We start from the raw sequence: 24,326 nt of genomic DNA, 5'->3' as shown, positions 1-24,326 counted from the left end.
TCAGGCGGATCAGGCGTTCGCCACGATCACCGCCAGGATCATGATCACCAGGATCAGCAGCGCCACCTTCAGCCCCGTGGGCCACAGCTCGCCCGGCGCCGGTACCGGCGGCTGCGGCACGCCGGTCGCCGGGGCCGCCACCGGGACGTTGAACACGTCGTGCCCCGTGAGCGCCGCCCGGGAGCACCAGGGGCACGAGGTCAGATGCGAGCCGAACGCGTGCAGCGGGCGCGTCGGGCAGACCCGTACCAGCGCGCGCTCCTTGTCCAGGGCGCGCAGCCACGCCTCGGCGGGGGGCCGCGTGGCGGGGTCGTGCACCCCGGGGCCGAAGGCGGTGCGGGCCAGCGCGAGGAGTTCGGGCGGGAGCACGGAGGGATCGATCGTGCCGCGCGGGATGACGACCCGTTCGGGGCGCACGACGTAGGAGATGCTGGCGGCGATGTTGTCCTTGACGGTCGACTCGGACGCGCTGTCGTGCGGGACGCCGCCGAAGGGGTGGTTCCCGGCCGTCAGGAGCTGGTAGACGAGGACCGCGAGGGCGAATTCGTCGGTGGCACGGGTGGCGGGGCCGCCGGCCTGCCGCTCGGGGGACGAGTAGTCGGTGGTGTGCATCAGGCAGGGGAACAGCTCCCCGGTCACCGGGTCGCTGAAGGCGATGGAGTCGCAGTCGAGGAAGGTGACGAAGCCGTTGGCGTCGACGACGACATTGCTGCTGGAGAAGTCGCCGATGACGAGATTGTCGTAGTGCATGCGCGCGGTCATGAAGGCGAGGTTCCAGGCGACGCCGAGCAGGAAGCGCCAGTCGGCCCGGTCGGCGAACAGCTTGAGACGCTGGGCGCGGGTGAACAGGCCGATGAGCTGGACGTGCTGGGGCTCGCCGAAGCGGCGCATGGCGTAGCCGAGGAACTCGCCCTGCGGGCCCCGGGCGAGGGCGGTCGGCCAGGCCAGCTCGGGCGGCTGGGAGGCGTCGGTGGGACGGGTCACGAGCGGGGACATGGTCAGCATCCGCTTCAGCCGCTGTTCCTCCTTGGGGCCCGGCGTCTCGCGGTACAGCTTGACGACGATGCCGTCGTCGCCGACGACCGGGAAGACGGCCGCCTGACCGCCGCCCTTCAGGGGCAGTTCGGCGAGGGTGACCGGCTTGCCGTCCAGGAACACGGTGCGGCCGCTCACGGCCGCGCCTTGAGCACGGCCCGCAGCAGGGTCTTGTCGTCGGCGTTGAGGGCGGTGAGCCGGTCCGAGCGGAGCAGGGTGCCGAGACCCTCGTGGGCGCTCGCGGTCACCGGCCCGGGGACGTCGAGCGAGCGGAACACGGCCTCGGTGAAGGACGTGTTCGGGGACAGCGCACCGCCCGCGGACCGGTTGAGCGCGGCCTGCGCCAGTCCGTCGGTGGACAGCAGCACGCCGTCGATCCCGTTGTCGGAGACGCAGTCGGTGTGCACCCAGCGGTCCGCGTCCGGCGTGGTGAGGAAGACCGTCTCGTTGCTGTACTCGCTGGCCGCGGCCGGCTGCGGCAGCAGATGGAACTGCCGCTCACCGTCCTCCGTACCGGCCCGCAGGACGACGAAGCCGTCCCCCAGGGACAGATGGCCGAGCCAGCCGCGCGCCAGCACGACCACGGTGAGTGTGGTCGCGAAGTCCGCCGCGTCGGCGCCCGTGCGGTCCAGGAACACCTTGGAGACGTCGTGGAAGGCGTCCCGCAGAAGCTCGCGCACCGCCTTGCCCGGACGCCGGTCCGCCGCGCCGGCGACCCGGCGCGCGAAGTGCTCGGTGGCCAGGTCGACCGCGAGCCGGGCGCCCTCCTCCGAACGCGGCCTGCTGCCCGCGCCGTCGGCGACGGCGAGGACCGCCACGGACTCCGTCGCCGTGTGCGCGCAGGCGTCCTGGCAGGGCTGCCCCTGACGGCGGTGCCGGTATCCCTCGACGCTCATTCCGTGGATGCGCCACGGCGTGTGGCTCTCGGCGGCTGCGGTCATCAGTCAGGATTCCCATCGGGTCATCGGTCACGATTCCCAGGCCGGGCGCTGTGTCTTGAACTGGCTGAAGATCTTCTCGAAGACCTCGTCACCCGCGCCCTTCTGCTCGGCGTTGGCGCTCGCGGACATCATCTGGAGCAGCTCGCGGAACGGGAATCCCTGGATACGGGCGTTGAACTTCGGCGCGAAGGACCGGAGTACCTGCTCGCCCCGGTCCGTGATGCCACCGACGCCGATCGCGTACAGCCGGAAGCGGCGGGCCTGCTGCTCGTCGGCGAGGACCGGGATCAACCGGTGCCAGGAGTCGGTGAGATGACCCGTGGCGTCGGTGGGCAGTCCGTCGGTGACGAGACAGATCTGCGGCCGGTAGTACTGGAGTCCGGAGGCGCGCAGTTCGGCCTTGCGGGCGGCGATGATGTTCATCGACAGTTCGAGGGCCTCGGTCATCAGGGTGACCCCGGCGGCGGCGAGCTGCGGCGGGTGGAACATGTGCGCCGGCACGAAGGGGCTCACCGGCGCGTGCGCGGGCAGAATCTGGGGTCCGCGCCAGGCGGTGACGCCGGGGCCGCCGAAGGTGACCACGGCGACCTCGACGCTGTAGCTGAGGCTGACGTCGTCGTGCAGTTCCCGGGTCCACTCGGCGAGCGCGTTGTTGAGCGTCTGGATGGGCTGGCCCGCCATGGAGCTGGAGATGTCGAGGCACAGGACGAGCGGCAGCCGCTGCGCGTTGTTCTCGAACTCGATGTCGGCGTACTCCGCCGGCAGCGTGGGCGGGTAGTCGCTGTGCATGGGGATCTCTCCTGGTCTCAGGGCCTGGTGGCTTTGGCGTGCCGTCCGGCTGCGGGCGGGAACGCGTAGAGGACGTCGGAGTCCCGTTCCCCCGCCTCGGTGACATCGACGAGTCCGCCGGGCGCGGGAGGCGGACGGCCGGGCTCGGCCCACACCGCCCGGTACAGCACGTGGTCCACCTCGACATAGCCCTGCGGGTGCAGTTCGGTGCGGACGACGGCGGGCCGGGCGGGGCCCGGTACCTTGCCGACGTGCCGTCCGTGGCTGCGGGGCGCGGGCGTGGCCCGAAGGCGGGTGGTGGCCTCGTCGGGCATCCGGGCACGGGTCCGGGTGGTGGCCTCGTCGGACATCTGCGTACGGGGGCGGGTCCTGGTGGTGGCCTCGTCGGGCATCTGCGTACGGGGACGGGTGCGGGGACGGGGCGTCGCGGCGGCCGGTACGGCGCCGACGCCCGGCACGGCGAGCGAGCGCCTGGACAGGGTGCCGACGGCGACGGACCGGGCGGAACGGCGGATCAGGAAGAGCAGCAGGCCGAGCAGGAGGACGAGTACGGCGCACAGGACGGTGAGCACCTCGGTGGCGGTGTCCCAGCCGGCGTCGTCGCCCGGGTCGGGGGCGGTGCCGGGGTCCGGGCCGGTGTTGCCGACGTTCCCGGTCTCCTGTTCCCGGCCCTGTCCTTGCCCTTGGTCCTGTTGCTGTCCTTGCCCCTGTTCACCGGCGGCGGTCTCATCCGTGGCGGGCGCGGACGAGCCGGTCCCGGAGCCGCTGACGGTGTCCGTGCGGGAGAGGCCGGTGGCCAGGCCCAGGTGGACCAGGTCGGCCCCCCTCAGCTGTCGGCCCTTGCCGAGCCGGGCGCACAGGTCGCCGTCCTTCTCGGGGGCGCAGGCTCCGCGCGCGGCCAGCTCGGCCACGGTCGCGGGCTTCAGCGGGTCGATCCTGGCGTCGTCCGCGACGAGCCTGCGCTCGTGGTCCGCCAGCACGAGGAGGGCCGATCCGCCCTGGCCGGTGCTGACGCCCGACGGCACCTCGACCAGGAGTCTCGCACTCCGGTTAGCCAGGATCTGCTCGGAGTCCTTGCGGTCCTCGGCCTTGCCGTCGAACGGCAGGGACCGGTCGAGGGTGACACGGACCGTTCCCTCGCGTATCCAGCCGGCCCAGCAGGCGAGGTGCCGGTCGAAGGTCCCGGCGCAGGGCTCGCCGGCCGCGGCGGTGCTCGCCGTGGCGGGCACCGCGGGAGCGAAAGCGGCCAGGAGTCCGGAAATCATGACGTGGGAAAGCCGTCGCCGCATGAAAAGACCCCCCATGGCCCTAAGAAAACACCCCCGCGGCCTTGAAAGGCACTCGCCCATAGTGGCGGAAACCGGAGGGTGTCCGGAAGGGTTTGGGGAACGCGGCGGACATCACTTCTACAACTCGAACACCTGATGGCATCGGGTGAACATTTGTCTCGCCCGCTCCACCCAATCACTGGCCAAAGCATCGAAATCTGTTTGCGTCATTCGACAGGTCAGCGGAAGATCGCACACTCCCGCGAGACAGGGACGCGGTCCCCGTACGTCCCACACGGACAGCATGGGGTGGAGCTGTTCGGTGTTCCACGCGTTCGACGCGGCGGCGGCGAGGGCCAGTTGGTCCTTGCGCAGGAAACGCCCGTCGGTCGCGAAAGCGACCAGCAGTCGCTTGGTCGTCATGAATCGGACGGTGACCATCCGGCCTGTTTCCTCCAGGTCGAATCGCATGGAGACGGAAACGGTGTCGGTCACCGTGTGGAAATTCCGCCCGGCCACCCAGGTCTGCACCAGCTGCCGCCAGTGTGTTCCGATTTCGAGGATCTCCCGGCCACGGCCGGGAAAGGAGTCAGGCGTCGCCACGGCCCACCGCCTCGGCGACCATCGCGTCGGTCAGTCCGGCGTCGAGCAGCGCCTGGGCGTGCGACAGCAGACAGGAGGGTACGGACACGCTGGCGCTCTGCTTACGGCGCTTGATCAGGTCCTGGGTGCGCGCCTTGATGCTGAGCGCGACCGTGGGCGGTGGCCACTCCCCCTGCCGGGGCTCCCGCTCCAGCAGCCCGGCCAGGAGCAGGTCCAGGCGGGGCCGGTCCTCGGGGCGCTTGGCCAGACAGCGCGCGACCAGTTCCCGCATCGGGCCCGCGATGCCGTCGAGTTCGGGGGCGTCGAACGCCACTCGGTGGCGCACGGATTCTCCGGAGCCGTGCGGCGGACGTCCGGTGAGCGCGTACACCAGGACCCCGCCGAGGGAGAAGACATCGCTCCGCGGGCCGACCTTGGCGCCCCTGATCTGCTCGGGGGACATGTAGGGCGGGGTGCCGACGACGACGCCGACCTGGGTGAGGCCGGGGGCGCCGTCCACGCGGGAGATCCCGAAGTCGATGACGCGCGGGCCGTCGGAGGCGAGGAGCACGTTGGCCGGTTTGAGGTCCCGGTGCACCACGCGTGCGGCGTGGATGGCCTGGAGCGCCTCGACCAGGCCCGCGCCGAGCCGTCGTACCTGCGGCTCGGGCAGGGGTCCGTCGGTCTGGACCGCCTCGGCGAGCGAGGGACCGGGCACGTACAGCGTGGCCAGCCAGGGCAGTTCGGCCTCGGTGTCGGCGTCGACCACGGCCGCGGTGTAGGCGCCGCTGACCACGCGTGCCGCGGCGACCTCGCGCGCGAAGCGCTCCCGGAACTCGCGCTCGGCGGCCAGTTCGGGCCGCACCACCTTGACCGCGACCTCGCGCCCGGCGGGCGAACGGCCGAGATACACCCATCCCATGCCGCCGGAGCCGAGCCGGCCCACGATGCGGTACGGACCGATCTTCATGGGGTCGCTGACAGGCGTACGCACCCCGCCCACCTCATTTCGGCGTTCAGTGCAGGATGTCAGGAGTGTCCCCCGAAATCCCCGCTTTTTCAGCCGTTCCGGCACGGGTGGGGGCCCGGAGGACGAAAAAGCCGGGGTCCCGCACAGATGTGCGCGGAACCCCGGCGGGTGCGGTCACCGCGGCCGACCGCCGCAAAGGTCGCAGGTCAGGGCAACTCGGGTCGGCCGCGGAGTCGTTGAGGGCGTCAGCCCAGGCGCTGCACCAGTGCGCGGTACTCGTCCCACAGCTCCGTCGGCGTGTGCTCGCCGAAGGTGTTGAGGTGCTCGGGGACCAGGGCGGCCTCCTCGCGCCAGACCTCCTTGTCGACCGTGAGCAGGAAGTCGAGGTCGGACTCGGCCAGTTCGAGACCGTCGGTGTCGAGGGCCTCGCGGGTCGGCAGGACGCCGATCGGGGTCTCGACGCCCTCGGCCTTGCCGTCGAGGCGCTCGACGATCCACTTCAGGACGCGGCTGTTCTCGCCGAAGCCGGGCCAGACGAACTTGCCCGCGTCGTTCTTGCGGAACCAGTTCACGTAGTAGATCTTCGGGAGCTTCGACTGGTCCTTGTCCTTGGCGACGTCGACCCAGTGACCCATGTAGTCGCCCATGTTGTAGCCGCAGAACGGCAGCATGGCGAAGGGGTCGCGGCGCAGCTCGCCGACCTTGCCCTCGGCCGCGGCGGTCTTCTCGGAGGCGACGTTCGCGCCGAGGAAGACACCGTGGTTCCAGTCGAAGGACTCCGTCACCAGCGGGACCGCCGTGGCGCGGCGGCCGCCGAAGAGGATCGCCGAGATCGGCACGCCCTTGGGGTCCTCCCACTCGGGGGCGATGATCGGGCACTGCGCGGCGGGCGTCGTGAAGCGGGCGTTGGGGTGCGCCGCGGGCGTGGCGGACTCCGGGGTCCAGTCGTTGCCCTTCCAGTCGGTCAGGTGTGCCGGAGTCTCCTCCGTCATGCCCTCCCACCAGATGTCGTTGTCGTCGGTGAGCGCGACGTTGGTGAAGACGGAGTTGCCCCACAGCGTCTTCATCGCGTTGGCGTTGGTGTGCTCACCGGTGCCGGGCGCGACACCGAAGAAGCCGGCCTCGGGGTTGATCGCGTAGAGGCGGCCGTCCTCGCCGAACCGCATCCAGGCGATGTCGTCACCGATGGTCTCGACCGTCCAGCCGGAGATCGTCGGCTCCAGCATGGCGAGGTTGGTCTTGCCGCAGGCGCTCGGGAAGGCCGCGGCGACGTACTTCGACTCGCCCTGCGGCGGCGTCAGCTTGAGGATCAGCATGTGCTCGGCGAGCCAGCCCTCGTCGCGCGCCATCACGGACGCTATGCGCAGGGCGTAGCACTTCTTGCCGAGGAGCGCGTTGCCGCCGTAGCCGGAGCCGTACGACCAGATCTCGCGGGTCTCCGGGAAGTGCGAGATGTACTTCGTGGAGTTGCACGGCCACGGCACGTCCGCCTCGCCCTCGGCCAGCGGGGCTCCGAGCGTGTGCACGGCACGCACGAAGAACCCGTCGGTACCGAGTTCGTCCAGGACCGGCTGTCCCATACGGGTCATGGTGCGCATGGACACGGCGACGTAGGCGGAGTCGGTGATCTCGACGCCGATCGCGGAGAGGTCCGAGCCGAGCGGGCCCATGCAGAACGGGACCACGTACATCGTGCGGCCGCGCATCGAGCCGCGGAAGACACCGCCCTCGCCGCCCTCGCCCTGGAAGATCTCCCGCATCTCGGCGGGGGCCTTCCAGTGGTTGGTCGGGCCCGCGTCCTGCTCCTTCTCGGAGCAGATGAACGTCCGGTCCTCGACCCGCGCGACATCGGTCGGGTCGGAAGCGGCGTAGTACGAGTTGGGGCGCTTGATCGGGTCGAGCTTCTTGAAGGTGCCCTTGCGGACGAGCTCCTCACTCAGTCGCTCGTACTCGGCCTCGGATCCGTCACACCAGACCACACTGTCCGGCTCGGTCAGTTCGGCGATCTCGTTGACCCACGAGATCAGTTCTTTGTGGTTGGTCGGGACGGGAGCCGCGATGTCGCGCGCCACGATTGCTCCTAAATGAGGGTTTTTGTTGTTGTGCCCCGTGGGGGCTGCGGCCCGGATGCTTCACGGTGAGGGAACCCCTGGCGCTCATCCGGTGCCGACCGCACTCATTTGATGATCCGACCGGGCCGCGCATATGTCCAGAGGGCCTCACACCTGAGCGGAGTGAGCATCGCCACTTCGGGGGAGGTTTCCGCCCGCTCACTCCCGGTTCACCGCGCGTACCCCGGCGGCTCCGGCCGACTCCGTGAGATCATGGCCACTATTGCGGCACGCTTACGTGGGACTGACGCGTAACTTACGGTTCCGTAGGTACGATTCGGCGCATGACTGCGTCCGTCCCCGACGCGCCCACGGACTCGCCGGTCGCCGGCCAGACGTCTGTCGCGCACTCCTTGTCGGAAGAGATCAAGCCCAAGCTCCGCGGCTGGCTGCACCTCGGCATGTTTCCGGCCGCCCTCGTCTCCGGACTGGTCCTCACCGCCCTGGCGGACTCGACCCGCGGCCGTATCGCCTGCGGGATCTTCGCCCTGACAGCCTGCCTGCTGTTCGGCGTGAGCGCCCTCTACCACCGCGGCGACTGGAGCCCGCGCATGGACGGTGTCCTGCGCAGACTCGACCACGCGAACATCTTCCTGATCATCGCGGGCACCTACACGCCGCTGACGATGCTGCTGCTCCCCGACGCCAAGGGGAAGTGGCTCCTGTGGAGCATCTGGGCCGCCGCGGCGGCGGGCATCGTCTTCCGGGTGTTCTGGGTCGGCGCCCCGCGCTGGCTCTACACGCCCTGCTACATCGCGATGGGCTGGGCAGCCGTGTTCTTCCTGCCCGACTTCATGCGTACGGGCGGCATCGCCGTCCTCGTCCTGGTGATCGTCGGCGGGCTGCTCTACAGCGCCGGCGGGGTGATCTACGGCATCAAGAAGCCCAACCCGTCACCGCGCTGGTTCGGATTCCACGAGGTCTTCCACTCCCTGACCCTCGCGGCGTTCATCGTGCACTACGTCGGCATCTCCCTGGTGGCCTACCGGCACGGCTGACCTCCTCCCCCACTCTCTCGCCCCTCCCAGTGGCCGCGGCTCCCCAGCCGCGGCCACTGGGCGTTTTTCGGCCATCACCGGCCCCGCCGTGACGTTCCGCCACGACGGCACCCGCCACCAACTGAAAGTCGTATCCGATTGACACCTACCACCTTTTGAGAGTTACTGTCATTTCATGGTGACTCCCATGCAAGACGGCGCCGTTCGCCACCCCCGGCGCTGGTGGGCCCTCGGGGCCCTGGTCGCGAGCATGCTCGTGCTCGGCTTCGACATGACGATCCTCAACGTCGCGCTGCCCACGATGGCCCGGGACCTCGGCGCGTCCACCGGGCAGCAGCAGTGGATGGCGGACGCGTACGTCGTCGTCTTCGCCTCGCTGATGCTCCCGGCCGGCCTGCTCGGCGACCGCTTCGGGCGGCGCCGGATGCTCATCACGGGTCTCGCGGTCTTCCTCGCCGGCTCCCTGGTCGGCGCCCTCGTCGACGACGTCGCCTGGGTGATCGTCGCCCGCGCCCTGATGGGTGTCGGCGGCGCGCTGGTGATGCCGCTCGCGCTCGCCGTACTGCCCTCGCTGTTCGGACCCGACGAGCGCACCAAGGCGGTCGGAGCCGTCTCCGCCGCCTCGGCGCTCGGTCTGCCGCTCGGCCCGATCATCGGCGGCTGGCTGCTGAACCACTTCTGGTGGGGCTCGGTCTTCCTGGTCAACGTGCCGATGGCCGCCATCGGCATCACCGCCTGCGTCCTCCTCCTGCCCGAGACCCGGGACCCCGCCTCACCCAAGGTGGACACCGTCTCCACCGCGCTCACCGCGGTCGGCCTCAGCGTCCTGGTCTACGCGATCATCGAGGCCCCGTCCCGCGGCTGGGGCGACCCGCTCGTCCTCGGCTGCTTCGCCGCCTCCGTCGTCCTGATCGCCCTGCTCGTCGCCCGCGAACGCCGCAGCCCCCGCCCGATGCTCGACCTCGCCCTGCTCGCCCGGCGCGGCTTCCTGCTCAACACCCTCGCCGCGACGCTCGTCATGTTCGTGCTGTCCGGTCTGATGTTCGTGCTGCCCCAGTACCTCCAGGCGGTCCTCGGCCACGACGCGCTCGCGACCGGCGTGCGGATGCTGCCGATGATGGGCGGGCTGCTCATCGCCTCCCGGGGAGCGCAGCCGCTGGTCGCCCGCTTCGGAGCCCGCGCGGTGATCAGCGCGGGCCTCGTCGTCCTCTCCTTCGCCGCGTTCCTCGGCAGCCGCACGACCGTGGACGACGGGTACGGCGCAACCGCCCTGTGGCTGACCGTCGCCGGGCTCGGCTTCGGCTTCGCCGTGGTGCCCGCGATGTCCACCGCCCTCGGCGCGCTCCCCCGCGACCGGGCCGGCAGCGGCTCCGGACTGCTGATGACGGTCCGCCAGGTGGGCGGCGCCATCGGCATCGCCCTGCTCGGCTCCCTGCTCGCGAGCACCTACGCCGACCGCCTCGACACCTCCGCGCTGCCGCGCGCCGCGGCGAAGGCCGCCGACGACTCGGTGGTCGGCGCCCATGTCGTCGCCGGCCGGCTCGGCGACCGCGCCCTCGAAGCCTCGGCGAACGCCGCGTACATCCACGGCATGGATCTGGTCCTGCTGGTCAGCGGGATCGCGGCGCTGGTCACCGCGCTGCTGGCGGCGGCACTGCTGCCGAGCCCGCGGCAGTTGGCCGAGCCGGAGCGGGAGGACACCGACATGGCCCCGGCCCCGGCGGATGCCGGACAATGAGAGGCATGGCCGCCACCGCACAGACCTCCCCTTCCGCCGCGGAGCCCCAGCCCGGGCTCCGCGAGCGGAAGAAGATCAAGACCCGCATCGCGATCCGCGAGGCGACGTACCGGCTGATCGAGCGGCAGGGGTACGACGCCACGACGATCGAGCAGATCGCGGAGGCGGCCGAGGTCTCCCCGTCCACGGTGTTCCGCTACTTCCCGACCAAGGAGGACATCGTCCTCACGGACGAGTACGACCCGCTGCTGGAACAGGAACTGCGGGAGCGGCCCGCGGACGAGCCGTGGTTCGACTCCCTGCGCCATGTGCTCACGAAGGCCATCGGCCTCAACGACTCCGAGGACCCCGAGGTCAGCCGGCTCCGGACCCGGCTGATGGTCGAGGTACCCGCGGTGCGTTCCCGGATGATGGAGAGCGCGTCCGTCACCGGGCGGCTGCTGAGCCGGGCCATCGGGGAGCGCGTCGGCCGGGACCCGGACAGCCTGGAGGTCCGCGTCTTCGCGATGTCCCTGATCGGCGGGCTGATGGAAACCTCCCTGTACTGGGCCGAGAACGGCCACCGGGACGACTTCGCCGACCTCGTCGAGCGCGCCGTGAACGTCCTGGAGCACGGTCTGCCGCCGCGAAACCCGGGGGACCGAGGCGCACCCCGCATGACATCCTGACCGGGTGAACGGACCGGAGATCCACATCGAATTCGCCCCCGAACTGGGGCTGTTCGTCCCGCACGCCCGCCGCTCCGGGGTCACCCCCGTCGGTACCGACGGCTCCTCCACCCTCGGCCATGTCGTCGAGTCGCTGGGCGTGCCGCTCACCGAGGTCGGTGCCCTCGTCGTGGACGGGCGCGAGGTGCCCTTCTCGCACATCCCTGCCGCCGACGAGACGGTGCGGGTCCGTGCCGTCGAACGCCCGCAGCGGGTTCCGGGCGCGCCGCTGCGCTTCCTCCTGGACGTCCATCTCGGCACCCTGGCCCGCCGGATGCGCCTGCTCGGCGTCGACACGGCGTACGAGTCCACCGACATCGGCGACCCGGCGCTCGCCGCCCGTTCGGCGGCCGAGCGGCGTGTCCTGCTCAGCCGCGACCGCGGGCTGCTGCACCGCCGCGAACTGTGGGCCGGCGGCTTCGTCTACAGCACCCAGCCCGACGACCAACTCCGTGACGTCCTGGGCCGGTTCGCGCCCGAGCTGAAACCCTGGTCGCGCTGCACCGCGTGCAACGGCCTGCTCGCGAAGGCCACCAAGGAGCAGGTCGCGGACCAGCTGGAAAGCGGCACCGAGCGGTCGTACGACGTCTTCGCGCAGTGCGGCGAGTGCGGGCGCGCCTACTGGAAGGGCGCGCACCACGACCGGCTGGAGACCGTAGTGGAGCGCGCCCTCGCGGAGTTCGGGGCCTGAAGGACAGGCCCCGGAGCCCGCGGACGACACCTAACGCCTGATCAGATCCCTTGTTCCGCAGGCCAGTCCGTCCCGGCTGGGGTCGAGTCCGAGCGGATCGTCCTTGCCGTTGATCCTCAGCCGTCCGTAGTCGTTCTTCTTCAGCCAGGCGCAGCGGGAGACCGTCGTCTTCCTCACCCCCTCCGGGAAGACCGTCGGCACACAGACGTTGACCGTGCCGTAGTGGCGGTCGCAGCCGGAGATGGTCGTGGACACCTTCTGCGAGGTCCGCTTCCCGCCCGGCCCGGTGACCGCGCCCTCGACGGAGTCGGCGAAGGAGTGGACGTGCGCCGAGGCGGTGTCCGCGGCGAGCGCCGACGGGCCCTGGAGATGCACCCACTTGGCCACCGACGGAACGCCGTTGGCGTCGACCGCGAAGAGCATGTACCAGCCGGGCGGCGCGATGTTGGGGTTGCTCGTCACGTTGAGGTCGACGTTGCCGCCGTCCACGCTCAGCGGCAGGTCCACGAACCGCTGGTTGGGGTCGGAGGAGTGCGTCACCGCGGCGGGCCGGATCAACTCCGCCTTCACGACGGGCCGGTCGACGGTGATGCGCTGTGTGTCCCCGTACACCCACTCGTTGTCGATCACCGAGGTGATCGTCGGGCGGGTGCCCTTGAGGAGGTACGGCGGGGTGTAGACGGACACGTTGTGGTTCCAGGTTCCGTTGCCCGGGTTGTCACCGGTCGCCATCACGCGGCCGTCGGGGAGCAGGAACGCGGAGGAGTGGTAGCCGCGGGCCTGCGGGTCGGCGGCCACCGGGTCGAAGGCCGAGGTCGCCGGGTCGAAGAGCGACGCCTCGAAGACCGGGTCGGCGCGGTTGTGCAGTCCGCCGCCCGTCTCCAGGACCTTGCCGTCGGGCAGCAGGACGGCGGAGACGTACATCTTGCCCTGGCCGCCGGTCTGGGCGACCTTGCCGTTGCCGAGGTCCACCGCGCCCTGCGGGATCGGCGGGCCCATCGTGTAGGCCGGGCTTGCGGCCTTGAGGTCGATGATGTCGGTGAGCCGGTTCGCGGCCGGGTTCGCGTCGATGTTGCCGCCGCCGAGGGTGAGGACCTTCTGGTCCTGCGCGGGAGGCAGCAGCACGCTCGCGGACTGGTCGCGTTCGTCCTTGTTCTGCAGCCCCGGGACCGCGGTCTGGGTGTTGGCGTCGTAGTCGTAGATCGCCGAGCCGGTGCCCGGGGTTCCGTTGCCGAAGACATGGCTGCCCGAGTAGAAGAGCCGGCCGTCCTGCATCAGGATCATCGACGGGTACAGGCCCCAGAACGACCACGTCTGGTTGACCTGCCACAACGGCAGCCACTGCTGCTGGGCGTTCGACCAGCGCTCGGCCGTCACCGAACCCGACGAGTCCTCGCGCAGACCGCCGAACGAGATGATGTCGCCGTTGCCCAGCTCGGTCGCGGAGGGATACCAGTGACCGTCGTTGAGGTCGTTCGTCCTGCTGTACGTCTCGGTGACCGGGTCGAAGAGGTACGAGTCCTTGTACCCCTCGTACCCGTGCCCGCCCACGACCGGGAAGGCCTTGTTGCCGCTCATCACCAGCACCCGCCCGTCGGCGAGCTGGACGTGCCCGGCGCAGAACATGTCCTTGGGGGTGGGGATCACCTTGTACGAGCCGGTCGCCGGGTTGTAGACCGCCGACGTGAAGGTGCCCGCCGCGAAGTTCTCCTCGCTGTTCCCGGAGCCCGCGATCAGCAGCACCTTGCCGTTGTTGAGGACGACGGAGTGCATGGAGCGGACCGGGTTCTGTGTGGGCAGGACCGTCCACTTCCCGTTCGCGCACTCCTCGGCCGTACCCGTGCAGGTGGCCGGCGGGACGGGGTCGGAGACCTGTTCCATCGTGTAGTCGTCGGTGGTCGCGGAGCCCGTGCCGTACACGGAGACGCCCCAGGTGACGCGGTCGGTGCCCGCCGGGACGGCCGGGGTGCGCACCGTCGCCGGCGTCCAGGCCGCCGCCATGTCCAGGGTCTTCAGGTCGGTCCAGTACTGCCACCCGGCCGTGGTGTCGTGCCGGAAGAGCGTGATCGCCGCGTCGGGGGTGGTCGTCTTGTAGTACAGCCCGAGGTCGTACTGCTTGCCCACGGTGACCACCGGGGCGCACGCGGTGGACTCCGTGATCAGCGCCTTGCGGTCGCCGTCCACCCGGCGGGTCAGCGTCACCTTCATGGCCTTGGAGCCGGAACGGGCGTCGCTGACGGTCGCGAAGGTGAAGTCGTTGTCGCCCCAGCCGGACTTCTCCCAGCAGGACGGCATGCCGTCGGTGCCGGCGGTCTCGAAGCCCGGGTTCGTGACGAGGTTGGCGGCGGCCGCGGGCTGCGGTGACACGAGCAGCAGCCCGGCGGCCAGACCTGTCACGGCCAGAAGTGCGGTTCCGCGTCGCGGTCTCACCCGGAATCTCACGCGGTCCTCCTCGCTGTACGGTCCCCGCGTCCGCTCTCGCGGCCGCGGCGCGGCAGATAGACCAGCGCCTCGGTCCCGGCGAAGCGCAGAACGAAGGTCGTCACCAGGGCCAGTGCCGTGGCGGACAGGGCGCCCATGCCGAAGCGGCCGACGAAGAGCGCGATCAGCGGGATGCGCAGCACCAGGTCGGCGTTGGCGATCAGCGCGAACCGGCCCACGCGGTCCCAGCGTTTGCGGTGCTCGCGCCGCTCCCGGAACAGCAGATGCTCGACGAGCAGGAAGTTCCAGGCCACACCGAGCTGGTTGGCGAGGATCTCCGCGGGTACGTAGTGCAGTCCCGCGGCCGTGAGGGCGTACAGCCCGAGCAGGTTCGGCACGAAACCGGTGGCGCCGATCAGCCCGAAGACCACCATGCGGGCCATCGGCGAGGCGGTGCGCAGCCCGACGAGATGGCGCAGGAACCGAAAGCCCTCCCGGGCGCTCGACTTGGACTCTCCCGCGAAGCGGTCCTGGAAGACGAACGGCACCTCGGTGACCTGGCGGGGCCGGCTGCGCACGGCGAGTTCGAGCAGGATCTTGTAGCCGAGCGGCCGCAGGACCTCGGCGGTCACCGCGCTGCGCCGGATCGCGAAGAACCCGCTCATCGGATCGCTGATGCCCCGCAGCCTGAGCGGGAAGAGCGACTTGGTGAGCCAGGTCGCGCCGCGTGACACCGCGATCCGGTAGCCGCCCGCGAGCCCTTCCCGGCTGCCGCCCTTGATGTACCGGCTCGCGACCACGAGGCCCGCGTTCGTCCGCTCACCCGAGGCGATCAACTCCGGTATCAGGGACGGAGGATGCTGGCAGTCTCCGTCCATCACGACGATCCACTGGGAGCTCGCCGCCTTCAGCCCCTCCACGACCGCGCCGCCGAGCCCGCCCTCGGGTGTCTCGCGGTGCAGCACGGTCACCGGGAACGGACAGTCCCGCGCGGCCTCGGTGATCACCTCGGGGGTGTCGTCGGTGGAGTCGTCCACGAAGACGACCTCGCAGGGCAGCCGGGCCGGCACCGACTCGGTGATCTGCCGCAGCAACTGCCGTATGTTCGCCGACTCGTTGAAGGTCGGTACGACGACGGTGACGGCGCCCGGCTCCGGGACCTCGGTGGCGCGTACGGCCGGATGGCCCAGTTCCCGCGGTGCGGTGCTCTCGAAGCCGCTCATCGATCGCCTCCGGAAGAACGGACGGTGGTGGTGGTGTCGCTGTCGTCGATCCGCCGGATCTCGACGCGGTCCTCGCCCGTGCCGAACGTGGCGACGGCCGTGGAGTGCTCGATCGCGGCCTTCACGTTCGGCAGGTCGGGCGCGTCGCGCCGTACCGTCGGGGAGGCGACCACGTAGTCGAGGTCCTTCCAGCCCCGCGGCATCGTCTTCGTGACCGCGGGGTCGAGGTCGGCCTTGTAGAACCAGATGACGCCGAGGCCCGGCCGGTAGCCGTCGTGCACGAGGTCGAGCCAAAGCGCGTCGTCGACCAGGACCCGGGTGTCCCCGGGGTCCTTCACCTCGGTCCTCAGCCATGCGGAGGCCGCCCGGTAGGGGGCGTTGGCGTCGGCCGTCATGGCGGTGCGGTCACCGTCGTACCAGCGGGGCACGACATAGGCGCCCGCGGCCACCACCAGCACCGCGGCCAGCCCGCGCCGCCCCCAGGTCACATACGCCCGCTCCTCCTCGGTCCGCCGTCTGCGCAGTACGGCGTGGGCCACGCTCGCGGTGCCTCCGGCGAGGACGAGGGCGAGGAAGGGGAGCGCCTGGATCACGTACATCGCGGGCAGGTAGCCGCTCGGGCGCAGCGCCACCACGGCGAGGACCGCCACGGTGAGCGCGGGTCCGGCCAGGGCGCGGGCCGTCACCGACCAGCGGAAGGTGACCAGGAGCAGCAGCGCGCCCGCGAGTCCGCCGAGCGGCAGGATCCGGTCGTAGTACAGCCAGGAATGGAGGACCCCGTACGAGCCGGTGCCGCGTTCCAGGACGAATCCGGAACCGGGGCGGCTCATCTGGTAGGTGATGCCCTCCCAGAGCGAGACATGTCCTCCGCCGGGGAACAACTCGCCCTTGAGCAGGGCGAAGAGCGGATACGCGGTGCCGATGAGCACGCATGCCGTGACGGCGCCGGTGAGCGCGAACTTGCGGGTGTCGCGGTGGCTGTGCCGCCACATGGTGACGAACAGCGCGGGCAGGATGACGAGCATCGTCTCCTTGGTCAGCACGGCGGCGGCGGCCGCGAGGCCCGCGCCGAAGTGGTGCCACAGATGACGGCTCGGCGAGGCTGCCAGGCAGAACGCGAGCAGCGTCCACATCACGGCGATGTTGTCGAGGAAGATCTCGCGCTGGAGCACGACCGAGAGCGGCGAGAGCCCGAAGAGGACCATCGCGAGCCCGGCCGCCCACCGCGGCAGCGACAGCCGGCGCGCGAGGACGTACAGCAGAACCGCGCTCACCGCGCTGACCACGAGCATCGCGAAGCGCATCGAGCCCACCGTCATCAGGGACGGGCTGATGTGCGCGGGGATCCAGGTCAGCAGGGCTATCTGGATCCAGCCGAGCGGCGGGTGGTCGTACCAGTACGTGTAGTGGGCCAGGCCCTTGCCGTGCTGGACGGCCCAGGCCTGGGCGAGGTACGTGCCCTCGTCGTCGCTGAGGGCCGGATAGGCGGAGATGTTCCAGCCCTGCACGAGAAGGATCGCCGCGAGCAGCGCCGCGCACAGGATCAGATCGGCGCGCGAGCCGCGAAATCGCGGTACCGGAAGGGCTGTCGGGACGATTTTGGGCGCAGGAGGCCGCTGCGCGGGGACCGTGGGTGTGGTCGCCGCGGGAAGGGTGGAGGTCACGCGGGAACGTCCTCTCGGATCGCGTCGGTGAGATGCGCGCCGACGTGACTGGTCAACTCCCAGTCGTTGCGGCCCCGTTGCTCACGCCAGACGGCGCGCACGGCGGCACCCGCCAGCAGCACCTGGTAGAAGGGGCCGCCGACGACGAGCTTCAGGTAGTGCACGAAGCGCACGTGGAGCCCGTACTGCTTGCCGAAGTCGTGCAGCCCGACGAGTTCGAAGACGAAGGTGACCAGGGCGGTCACGGCCGGCAGGAACGTGACGAAGGCGATCCCGACGGGCACGTCGAGGAAGAGCGCGACCGCCACGTTGAGCGGGATGATCACCCCGGAGACCGCCTGGAGATACGGCGTCATCAGCGTGTAGCGGGCGAGCAACCGCTGCCCGAAGGTGGGCAGTTGTCTCCAGTCGCGCTTGCGGTAGACCTGGAGGAAGCCCTGGTTCCACCGGGTGCGCTGTTTGAGCAGCGACGTCAGCGAGCCGGGGGTCTCCTCCTTGGTCACCATGTCGGAGTCGTAGGCGACGACGACCTTCTTGCCGACGCTGGACAGCCGTACGCCCAGGTCGCAGTCCTCCGCGAGGCAGTCGGGGTCCCATCCGCCGGCCTCCCGCAGGACCTCCGTCCGTACGAAGACGGTGTTCCCGCCGAGCGGTATGAACCCCTTCTGCGCGTGCAGATGAAGGCGCGAGCGGAACCAGAAGAAGTACTCCAGGCAGTTGCGCAGGCTGTACCAGCTGGAGTGGAAGTTGATGAGCTGCACCCCGCCCTGGACGACGTCCGCCCCCGTCGTGCGGAAGGCGTGGTCGACGTGGGCGAGCAGCTCCGGGTGGACCTGGTCCTCGGCGTCGAAGACCCCGACCACATCGCCGCGGCAGTGCGGCAGGGCCGTGTTCATGGCCTTCGGCTTGTTCTTCGTCTCGTGGTGGTCGACGACGACCCGAACTCGCGGGTCGCGCGCCTCCGCGCTCCGGGCCACCTCCGTGGTCTCCGGGTCGTCGTGGCCCACGATCACGACGATCTCGAAGTCGGTGTGGCCGGATTCCAGCAGTCGCTGGATGGTGTGGTCGAGCACCGCCTGCTCGTGCCGCGCGGGCAGCAGCAGCGAGAAGGACACGCTCTCACCCCCGTCCGGACTGCTGAACCGGGTGGAAGCCAGCACTTCGGGCGTACGCCACGCGTGCATCTGCCACCACAGGGTGAAGGCGGCCGTGCAGAAGAGCGCCAGTGAAACGGCAGTGATGAAGACAGACGTCAGCAACAGATCCCCCCAGATCCCCAAACCCCCGTCGTGACAGCGCGTCATGGCTGTCACGACCCCACGCAGAAGCTATGGGCGATCTGTGAAGGACACGGGTTGCCCCGATGAAGAGCGTGTTTCATCACGCTCGGTCAATTTGCCGAACAAACCGCTCTCTGGGGGCGTTTGCACCGGTTGGGGGTTACGTGTTTCGGCCGTTCAGGACCGCACGAAGCCGGTCGGGATCGGAGGTCGGGACGTCGCAGACGAAGTTACGGCAGACGTACGCGGCCGGTTTCCCGTCCACCAGCGGGCGGCCGGCGAGCAGCGGCAGCTCCTCGCTCTCCGGCACCCCCACCGCCACGACGGCCCCCGGCGCCGTGCCCAGAAGTGCCGCACGCCGCAAGGCCGTTGTGGCCGGATCGCTCCCCTCGCCCACCACCGCGACCTCCCGGGGGCCGTCGAGCAGCGCCTCGGCCACCGCGAGCCCCCACCCGATGAAACGGGGCGCCCGGGGTCCCAGCGCCTTCACCACGCCGAGCGCCCGCTCGGCGGCGGTGCGATGGGGTTCCGCGCCGGTCTGCGCGCTGTACGACAGCAGCGCCCCGGCCGCCGCGCTCCACCCCGAGGGCGTCGCGTTGTCGGTGGGGTCCTGCGGGCGGCGGATCAGCCGCTCGGCGTCGGCCGCCGTGTCGTACAGCGCGCCCGACCCGGCATCCGTGAACTGCGCGAGGACATGGTCGAGCAGGAACCCGGCGAACTCCAGCCAGACCCCTTCCCCGGTCACGGACGTCAGCGCGAGGAATCCCTCGGCGACGTCCGCGTAGTCCTCCAGCACCCCCGCGTGGGCGCCGGCCCGGCCGTCCTTGCTGGTGCGGGCCAGGCGCGCCCGGTCGTCCATGTGCAGCCGTACGAGGAGGTCGGCGGCGCCGATCGCGGCCTCCACCAGGTCGGGGCGGTCGAAGTAGGCGCCGGTCTCCGCGAGGGCGGCCACCGCGAGCCCGTTCCAGGCGGCGACCACCTTGTCGTCACGCCCCGGGGCGGGTCGACCGGCCCGCGCCGCGAGCAGCCGCTCCCGTACGGAGGCGAGCCGCTCGGCGTCGAAGACACCCTCCTGCTGAGGCAGTTGGAGCACGGAGGCCCCTTCCTCGAAGGTGCCCTCCTCGGTGACCCCGAAGTACCGGGCCGCGAACTCGGCGTCCGCGTCCCCGAGCACCTCACGCAACTGCGCGGGCGTCCACACGTAGTACGCGCCCTCGACGTGCCGGCCGGTGCCGTCGTCACTGTCGGCGTCGAGCGCCGAGGCGAACCCGCCCTCGTCGGTGCGCAGTTCACGCACCAGGAAGTCCGCCGTCTCCAGCGCGACCCGCCGCGCGAGCTCGGACCCGGTGGAACGCCAGAGATGGGCGTAGACCCGGCAGAGAAGCGCGTTGTCGTAGAGCATTTTCTCGAAGTGGGGGACCACCCAGTCCCGGTCGACGGAATAGCGGGCGAAGCCGCCGCCGAGCTGGTCGTAGAGACCGCCGCGCGCCATCCGCTCACAGGTGTCCACGGCCATCTGAAGAGCGCCCTCGGAACCGGTCCGCGCGTGGTGGCGCAGCAGGAACTCGATCACCATGGACGGCGGGAACTTGGGCGCACCGCCGAATCCGCCGCGCGCGGCGTCGTAGTCACGGGTGAGCCCGAGCAGCGCGCCGGCCAGCTCCTCCTCGCCCGGCACCTGGCTGTCCCCGAAGGACAGCTCCCGCTCGGCGAGATCCCGCGTGATCTTCCCGGCGACCTCGGCGACCTCGTCCCGCCGGTCCTTCCAGGCGGTCGACACACCCTCCAGCACCTGCCGGAAGGACGCCATGCCGTGGCGCGGCTCGGGCGGGAAGTAGGTGCCGAAGTAGAAGGGCTCGGCGTCCGGGGTGAGGAACACCGTCATCGGCCAGCCGCCCTGTCCGGTCGCCGCCTGCACCGCCTCCATGTAGACGGCGTCGACATCGGGCCGTTCCTCGCGGTCGACCTTGACGCTGACGAAGCGCTCGTTCAGATAGGCGGCCGTCGCCTCGTCCTCGAAGGACTCGTGGGCCATGACATGACACCAGTGGCAGCTGCTGTACCCGACGCTCAGCAGCACGGGCCGGTTGGTTCTGCGGGCCTCGTCGAAGGCCTCGGCCGACCACGGCCACCAGTCGACGGGGTTGTCGGCGTGCTGGAGCAGATACGGGGACGTCTCATCGGCCAGTCGGTTCACCCTGCCACTCTCCCACGGCGTCCGGGACGGCGGAGAAGCGCAGGTACGCCGGGCGTGGCCCGCCGGGGGCATCTTCACGAAGCAAGCCGTACCGGTCCGCGGGCGCTCGGTGCCGGCGCGGGAGACGCGGTAGCCGGATCCCCCAGGGCCGCGGGGGCGGGCTCGGGCGCCGGGCCCTCGGGATCGCGGTGAATGATCGACGCCCCCTCGCGTTCGTGTCCCGGCCGAAGGACACTCGTAGGCCAGGGAGTTGCTGCCGGAGGGGGACGTGACATGCGGGACGGCCATCGGGCTGAGGCCGAGGGGCTGTTGGTCCGGGCCGTCGAGGAGGAGGTGCGCCGCTCAGGGGGGCGTACGGACGGGACCGCCCTGCTGTCCCGGGCGCGGGCCTCCCTCGACGCGATGGCGGAGACGGCCGCCGAGGAGTACACGGCGTACACGCGGGCGCTGGACGAGTCCGATGCCGGACGGCAGACCTTCGGACAGCGGTTCGCCCGCGAGGGATCCGGAACTCCCCTGCTGGTGGCCGCTGTCGGCGCGCTGGCCGCCGTCGCCTGCGACCTGGCCCTCGGCACCGGCGCCGGCACGGCCGTCGGCACCGGAGCGACGGTGGCCGTGGCGGGCGCGACGGCCACCGTCCTGAAGGTGACGGCCGCGCACGTGCCCGCCGCGAGCCGCCGGGCCGGAGCCCTGGGGCAACCCGGCGGCCCCGAGCAGCTGCGGCTCCAGTGGCTGACGGCCCTGGAGGTACGGGGCATCCGCCCGTTCCTCGACCAGCAGCGGGTGCTCAGCGCCACCACCGGCGCCAAGAAGGGCGCGCCCCAGCTGCGGCGCACCGACAAGAGCGCGGCCGCCCGCCGGCGCAGCGTGCTGGAGCATTCCTTCGGTCAGCTCCCGGAGCAGGAGGGCCCGTTCACCGGGCGGCGCACCGAACTGTCGCGGATCGCGCGGTGGGTTCACGCGGCCCGCGCGAGCACGGAGACGAGACCGACGGTCGTCGTCCTGCACGGCACCCCCGGCTCCGGCCGCAGCACCCTCGCGGTCCGGGCCGCGCACGCCCTCAAGGACCAGTTCCGCGGCGCGTGCGTGGTCGACCTGCGGGGCGACAGCCCGGACGATCCGCCGCTGACCACCCGCGACGCGCTCCTCCATCTGCTGAACCGGCTGGGCGCCCCGCGCGAACAGCTCCTCTTCCGCGAGCGCTCCTCGCAGGACCAGCAGGTCAAACGACTGAGCGAGCTGTACCACCAGCATCTGACCGGTCTGCCCGTGACGATCGTGCTGGACGACGCGAGCGACGCCGAGCAGGTGCGGACCCTGGTCCCCGAGCGCTCCGAGAGCCTGGTCCTGGTGACCGCGCGCGAACCCCTCGACCTGCCCGCCGGTCTCTCCGCCTGGGTGCACCAGCTCCCCGTGGAGGCACTGGACGCGGCAGGCTCCGAGGAGCTGCTGACCGCGGCGGCACAGGACGCGTCCGGTCCGTACGACGCCGAATCCGCCGACCGGATACGGGAGTTGTGCGGCGGTCTGCCGCTGGCCCTGCGGGTCGCGGGCTCCTCGCTCGGCCCCCGCACCCCGCGCGCTCTCGCCGGTGACCTCGCGGCCTACGGCCCGGTGGAGCCCGTCGAGCGGGCGCTGTGGCTGCGGTACACGGACCAGTCGGACGCGGCGCGCCGGCTGCTGCGCCGGCTGGCCCTGGCCGGCCGGGCCTCGCTGGGCGCGGCGGCGGCGGCGTCCCTGCTCGCGACGGACGAACCCGAGGCCCTCCGTCATCTGACCGCCCTCTCCCGGGCGGGTCTGATCGACCACGTGCGCGGCAGCCGTTACCGCCTGCACGATCTCGTGCGGACCTTCGCGGCGGCCCGTCTCCTCGACGAGGAGGAGGCCTCGGAGCGCACCGCGGCGCAGGAGCGGCTGATCGTGAACTACGCGGAACTTGCCGATTCGGTGATCCGCCTGGTGGACGGCAGGACGTCGACGCGCGCCGACCAGTTCGGGCCGCAGGGCTTCACCTCCCTGGACGCCGCGCTGCGCTGGCTGGACGACGAGTCGAGCTTCATCACGGCGGCCCTGCGGCACGCGGAGGGCGTGAACCAGGCGGCGGTGCTCCATCTGCTGGGCGCCCTGTGCGACTACTGCCTGCTGCGCGGCGATCTGTACCGGCTGGGCGAGATCAGCGAGCTGACCCAGGCCGTCGACCAGGGGCTCCTGGTCCGCTCGGTGCAGTGGCGCACCGGTATCGCCGCCCGCCAGCTCGGCGAGCTGGACAAGGCGCGGACGACCCTGGCCGCGGTGGTGGATCTCTATTTCGAGGCCCATCACGACGCGGGGGCCGCCCGGGCGCTGTGCTCCCTCGGCATCACGCTGCACCACCAGGGCACCCTCGTCGAGGCGGCGGCCAAGCTCCAGGAGGCCATGGACCTTCAGGCCGCGCCCGAGCTGGCGGCCGACCGCGCCTGGACGATGCACGCGCTCGCGGCGGTGGAGCGGGACCGGTCCCGGCTCGGCCGGGCACTGGGCCTTCTCACCGAAGCCCTGGTCCTGCACCGCGAGAGCGGCTCGGTGCACGGCGAGGCCTGGGCCCACTTCCAGCTCGGCCAGCTCGGGCTGCGGATGGGCGACGTGCCGCGCGCCGAACGTGAACTGCGCGAGGCGCTCGATCTGTACGGCCGTACGCGCGACGCCCGTGGGGAGGCCTGGGCGCTCACCCAGCTCGCCCGCGCGCGACTCGTCGAGGGCGACCCGTCGGCCGCGGTCGACGGGCTGCGCCAGGCGGCGTCCCGGCACCGTGAGAACGAGGACGCGCGCGGCGAGGCCTGGACGGTCTACTACCTGGGCCAGTCCCTGGAGGAGACCGGCAGCCTGGACCAGGCGGTGCGGGAGCTGGAGCGTTCGAGGACGATGTTCTCGCGGATGCGGGACGTCTACGGGCTGGCCTGCGCCCGTCACCACTCGGCCCGGGTGACCCGCGACCAGCGCGCCGCGCAGACGGGCTCCCTGCGGAACTCGGGCTTCGCCCGCCAGCTCCTCGTCGACGCCCGCGCGGACTTCCAGCGGATCGGGGTGGCTCACGGAGAGGCGTGGACCTGCCTGGAGCTCGCCGTCGTCGACGCGGGCAACGCCCGGACCCAGCAGGCGCTGTCCCTGTGCGACGAGGCCGTCGGTCTGTTCGCCTCGTACGGCGACCGCCGCGGGGAGGACTGGGCCCGCTTCCTGCGCTGCACGCTGCTCCCCTACGCGGCGCCCGGCGGCCATGAGGTGGGCGCGGCGGTGGCCCTGGAGGAACTGTCGCAGCTCTCGCGGGCCGGTCACGCCACCCGCGACGGCAGGCTGGACGACTTCATCGAGGCGTACCGGCTGCTGCTGGAGCGGGGAGTGGACCTGGACGCCGGCTGGCAGGCCTGGCGTCTGGGCATGGTGCCGGGTCGGCACGCCCGCGATGTGATGGGCGTGCCCGTGACGACGTGAGGAGGCCCCGGCCGGCTGCTCGGGCGCGCGCCGGTACGGCCTGCGGGCTTCCGGGCACGCCGGTGCGGCCGCCGGTTCCGGACGCGCCGGTACGGCCGACCGGGCTTCGGACGCGCCGGAGCCCGGCGTGTGCCCGGAAGGCCTCACACCGGGTGCCGGTCGTGGCTCCCACGCGTCCACCGACTCCCGAGGGTCCGGGAAGCCTCACACCGGGTGCCGGTCGTGGCTCCCGAGGGTCCGTGA

The 24,326-nt window shown here is 71.2% G+C and carries 17 protein-coding genes; 5 read left to right on the top strand and 12 right to left on the bottom strand.

The genetic code is table 11. From position 1 onward, the window contains the following. Positions 1-9 precede the first annotated feature (9 nt). The 7 genes from ACF07B_RS34900 to ACF07B_RS34870 all read right to left on the bottom strand — a co-directional run bounded on the left by ACF07B_RS34900 (position 10) and on the right by ACF07B_RS34870 (position 7,657). Positions 10-1,173, bottom strand: coding sequence for a hypothetical protein (locus ACF07B_RS34900; protein WP_392181874.1), 1,164 nt, complete (start codon positions 1,171-1,173; stop codon positions 10-12). Next, positions 1,170-1,976 (bottom strand): PP2C family serine/threonine-protein phosphatase, encoded by an 807-nt coding sequence (locus ACF07B_RS34895; protein WP_392181873.1) that lies wholly within the window; start codon positions 1,974-1,976, stop codon positions 1,170-1,172. The genes ACF07B_RS34900 and ACF07B_RS34895 overlap by 4 nt, the downstream gene beginning before the upstream one ends. A gap of 27 nt (positions 1,977-2,003) precedes the next feature. After that, positions 2,004-2,765, bottom strand: a complete 762-nt coding sequence (locus ACF07B_RS34890; RefSeq protein WP_362397215.1) for a hypothetical protein — start codon at positions 2,763-2,765, stop codon at positions 2,004-2,006. 17 nt (positions 2,766-2,782) lie between these two features. Next, on the bottom strand, positions 2,783-4,030 hold the full coding sequence (locus ACF07B_RS34885) for a hypothetical protein (RefSeq protein WP_392181872.1): 1,248 nt from the start codon (positions 4,028-4,030) through the stop codon (positions 2,783-2,785). Positions 4,031-4,171: 141 nt separating this feature from the next. Next, the gene (locus ACF07B_RS34880; protein WP_392181871.1) at positions 4,172-4,636 is read right to left on the bottom strand and encodes a hypothetical protein; all 465 of its coding nucleotides are present in this window, start codon (positions 4,634-4,636) and stop codon (positions 4,172-4,174) included. Next, complete coding sequence (locus ACF07B_RS34875) at positions 4,623-5,609, bottom strand: serine/threonine-protein kinase (protein ID WP_384241967.1); 987 nt, start codon at positions 5,607-5,609, stop codon at positions 4,623-4,625. The genes ACF07B_RS34880 and ACF07B_RS34875 overlap by 14 nt, the downstream gene beginning before the upstream one ends. 221 nt (positions 5,610-5,830) lie before the next feature. Then, on the bottom strand, positions 5,831-7,657 hold the full coding sequence (locus tag ACF07B_RS34870; RefSeq protein WP_362397227.1) for a phosphoenolpyruvate carboxykinase (GTP): 1,827 nt from the start codon (positions 7,655-7,657) through the stop codon (positions 5,831-5,833). A gap of 323 nt (positions 7,658-7,980) precedes the next feature. Here ACF07B_RS34870 and ACF07B_RS34865 point away from each other — a divergent pair, with 323 nt between their 5' ends. The 4 genes from ACF07B_RS34865 to ACF07B_RS34850 all read left to right on the top strand — a co-directional run bounded on the left by ACF07B_RS34865 (position 7,981) and on the right by ACF07B_RS34850 (position 11,830). Continuing rightward, positions 7,981-8,694, top strand: a complete 714-nt coding sequence (locus tag ACF07B_RS34865; RefSeq protein ID WP_392181870.1) for a hemolysin III family protein — start codon at positions 7,981-7,983, stop codon at positions 8,692-8,694. A 175-nt stretch (positions 8,695-8,869) separates the two neighbouring features. Beyond that, a complete protein-coding gene (locus ACF07B_RS34860; protein ID WP_392181869.1) occupies positions 8,870-10,432 on the top strand; it encodes an MFS transporter in 1,563 nt (520 codons plus the stop codon). Further along, a complete protein-coding gene (locus ACF07B_RS34855; RefSeq protein WP_384243097.1) occupies positions 10,429-11,100 on the top strand; it encodes a TetR/AcrR family transcriptional regulator in 672 nt (223 codons plus the stop codon). The genes ACF07B_RS34860 and ACF07B_RS34855 overlap by 4 nt, the downstream gene beginning before the upstream one ends. 4 nt (positions 11,101-11,104) lie before the next feature. Next, the gene (locus ACF07B_RS34850) at positions 11,105-11,830 is read left to right on the top strand and encodes a Mut7-C RNAse domain-containing protein (RefSeq protein ID WP_392181868.1); all 726 of its coding nucleotides are present in this window, start codon (positions 11,105-11,107) and stop codon (positions 11,828-11,830) included. Between the two features lie 30 nt (positions 11,831-11,860). On the opposite strand, the gene ACF07B_RS34845 is transcribed toward ACF07B_RS34850, so the two are convergent. From ACF07B_RS34845 to ACF07B_RS34825, 5 genes are all read right to left on the bottom strand, one after another. Continuing rightward, positions 11,861-14,125: a galactose oxidase-like domain-containing protein gene (locus tag ACF07B_RS34845; RefSeq protein ID WP_392181936.1), complete on the bottom strand. Its 2,265-nt coding sequence runs from the start codon at positions 14,123-14,125 to the stop codon at positions 11,861-11,863. Positions 14,126-14,268: 143 nt separating this feature from the next. Further along, positions 14,269-15,474 (bottom strand): glycosyltransferase, encoded by a 1,206-nt coding sequence (locus ACF07B_RS34840; RefSeq protein WP_392181867.1) that lies wholly within the window; start codon positions 15,472-15,474, stop codon positions 14,269-14,271. After that, positions 15,471-17,138, bottom strand: a complete 1,668-nt coding sequence (locus ACF07B_RS34835; protein ID WP_369483341.1) for an ArnT family glycosyltransferase — start codon at positions 17,136-17,138, stop codon at positions 15,471-15,473. Before ACF07B_RS34835 ends, ACF07B_RS34840 begins: the two co-directional genes overlap by 4 nt. Continuing rightward, entirely contained in the window at positions 17,135-18,397 is a 1,263-nt protein-coding gene (locus ACF07B_RS34830) for a glycosyltransferase (RefSeq protein WP_392181866.1), read from the bottom strand. Before ACF07B_RS34830 ends, ACF07B_RS34835 begins: the two co-directional genes overlap by 4 nt. A 181-nt stretch (positions 18,398-18,578) precedes the next feature. After that, positions 18,579-20,615, bottom strand: a complete 2,037-nt coding sequence (locus tag ACF07B_RS34825; protein ID WP_369483343.1) for a thioredoxin domain-containing protein — start codon at positions 20,613-20,615, stop codon at positions 18,579-18,581. 273 nt (positions 20,616-20,888) lie between these two features. Between ACF07B_RS34825 and ACF07B_RS34820 the strand changes: the two genes are divergently transcribed. Further along, on the top strand, positions 20,889-24,083 hold the full coding sequence (locus ACF07B_RS34820) for a tetratricopeptide repeat protein (protein ID WP_392181865.1): 3,195 nt from the start codon (positions 20,889-20,891) through the stop codon (positions 24,081-24,083). Positions 24,084-24,326 lie beyond the last annotated feature (243 nt).

The sequence above is a fragment of the Streptomyces sp. NPDC015532 genome (genome assembly GCF_043078065.1).
In the GTDB taxonomy this organism is placed as follows: Bacteria; Actinomycetota; Actinomycetes; order Streptomycetales; family Streptomycetaceae; genus Streptomyces.
This window is presented reverse-complemented; position numbering and strand designations above follow the sequence as displayed.

Coding starts and splice junctions, on each gene's coding strand:
- ACF07B_RS34895 (WP_392181873.1), bottom strand. CDS start 1,976: ATGACCGCAGCCGCCGAGAGCCACACGCCGTGGCGCATCCACGGAATG.
- ACF07B_RS34890 (WP_362397215.1), bottom strand. CDS start 2,765: ATGCACAGCGACTACCCGCCCACGCTGCCGGCGGAGTACGCCGACATC.
- ACF07B_RS34885 (WP_392181872.1), bottom strand. CDS start 4,030: ATGATTTCCGGACTCCTGGCCGCTTTCGCTCCCGCGGTGCCCGCCACG.
- ACF07B_RS34865 (WP_392181870.1), top strand. CDS start 7,981: ATGACTGCGTCCGTCCCCGACGCGCCCACGGACTCGCCGGTCGCCGGC.
- ACF07B_RS34860 (WP_392181869.1), top strand. CDS start 8,870: ATGGTGACTCCCATGCAAGACGGCGCCGTTCGCCACCCCCGGCGCTGG.
- ACF07B_RS34855 (WP_384243097.1), top strand. CDS start 10,429: ATGAGAGGCATGGCCGCCACCGCACAGACCTCCCCTTCCGCCGCGGAG.
- ACF07B_RS34845 (WP_392181936.1), bottom strand. CDS start 14,125: ATGCCGTCCTGCTGGGAGAAGTCCGGCTGGGGCGACAACGACTTCACC.
- ACF07B_RS34840 (WP_392181867.1), bottom strand. CDS start 15,474: ATGAGCGGCTTCGAGAGCACCGCACCGCGGGAACTGGGCCATCCGGCC.
- ACF07B_RS34820 (WP_392181865.1), top strand. CDS start 20,889: ATGCGGGACGGCCATCGGGCTGAGGCCGAGGGGCTGTTGGTCCGGGCC.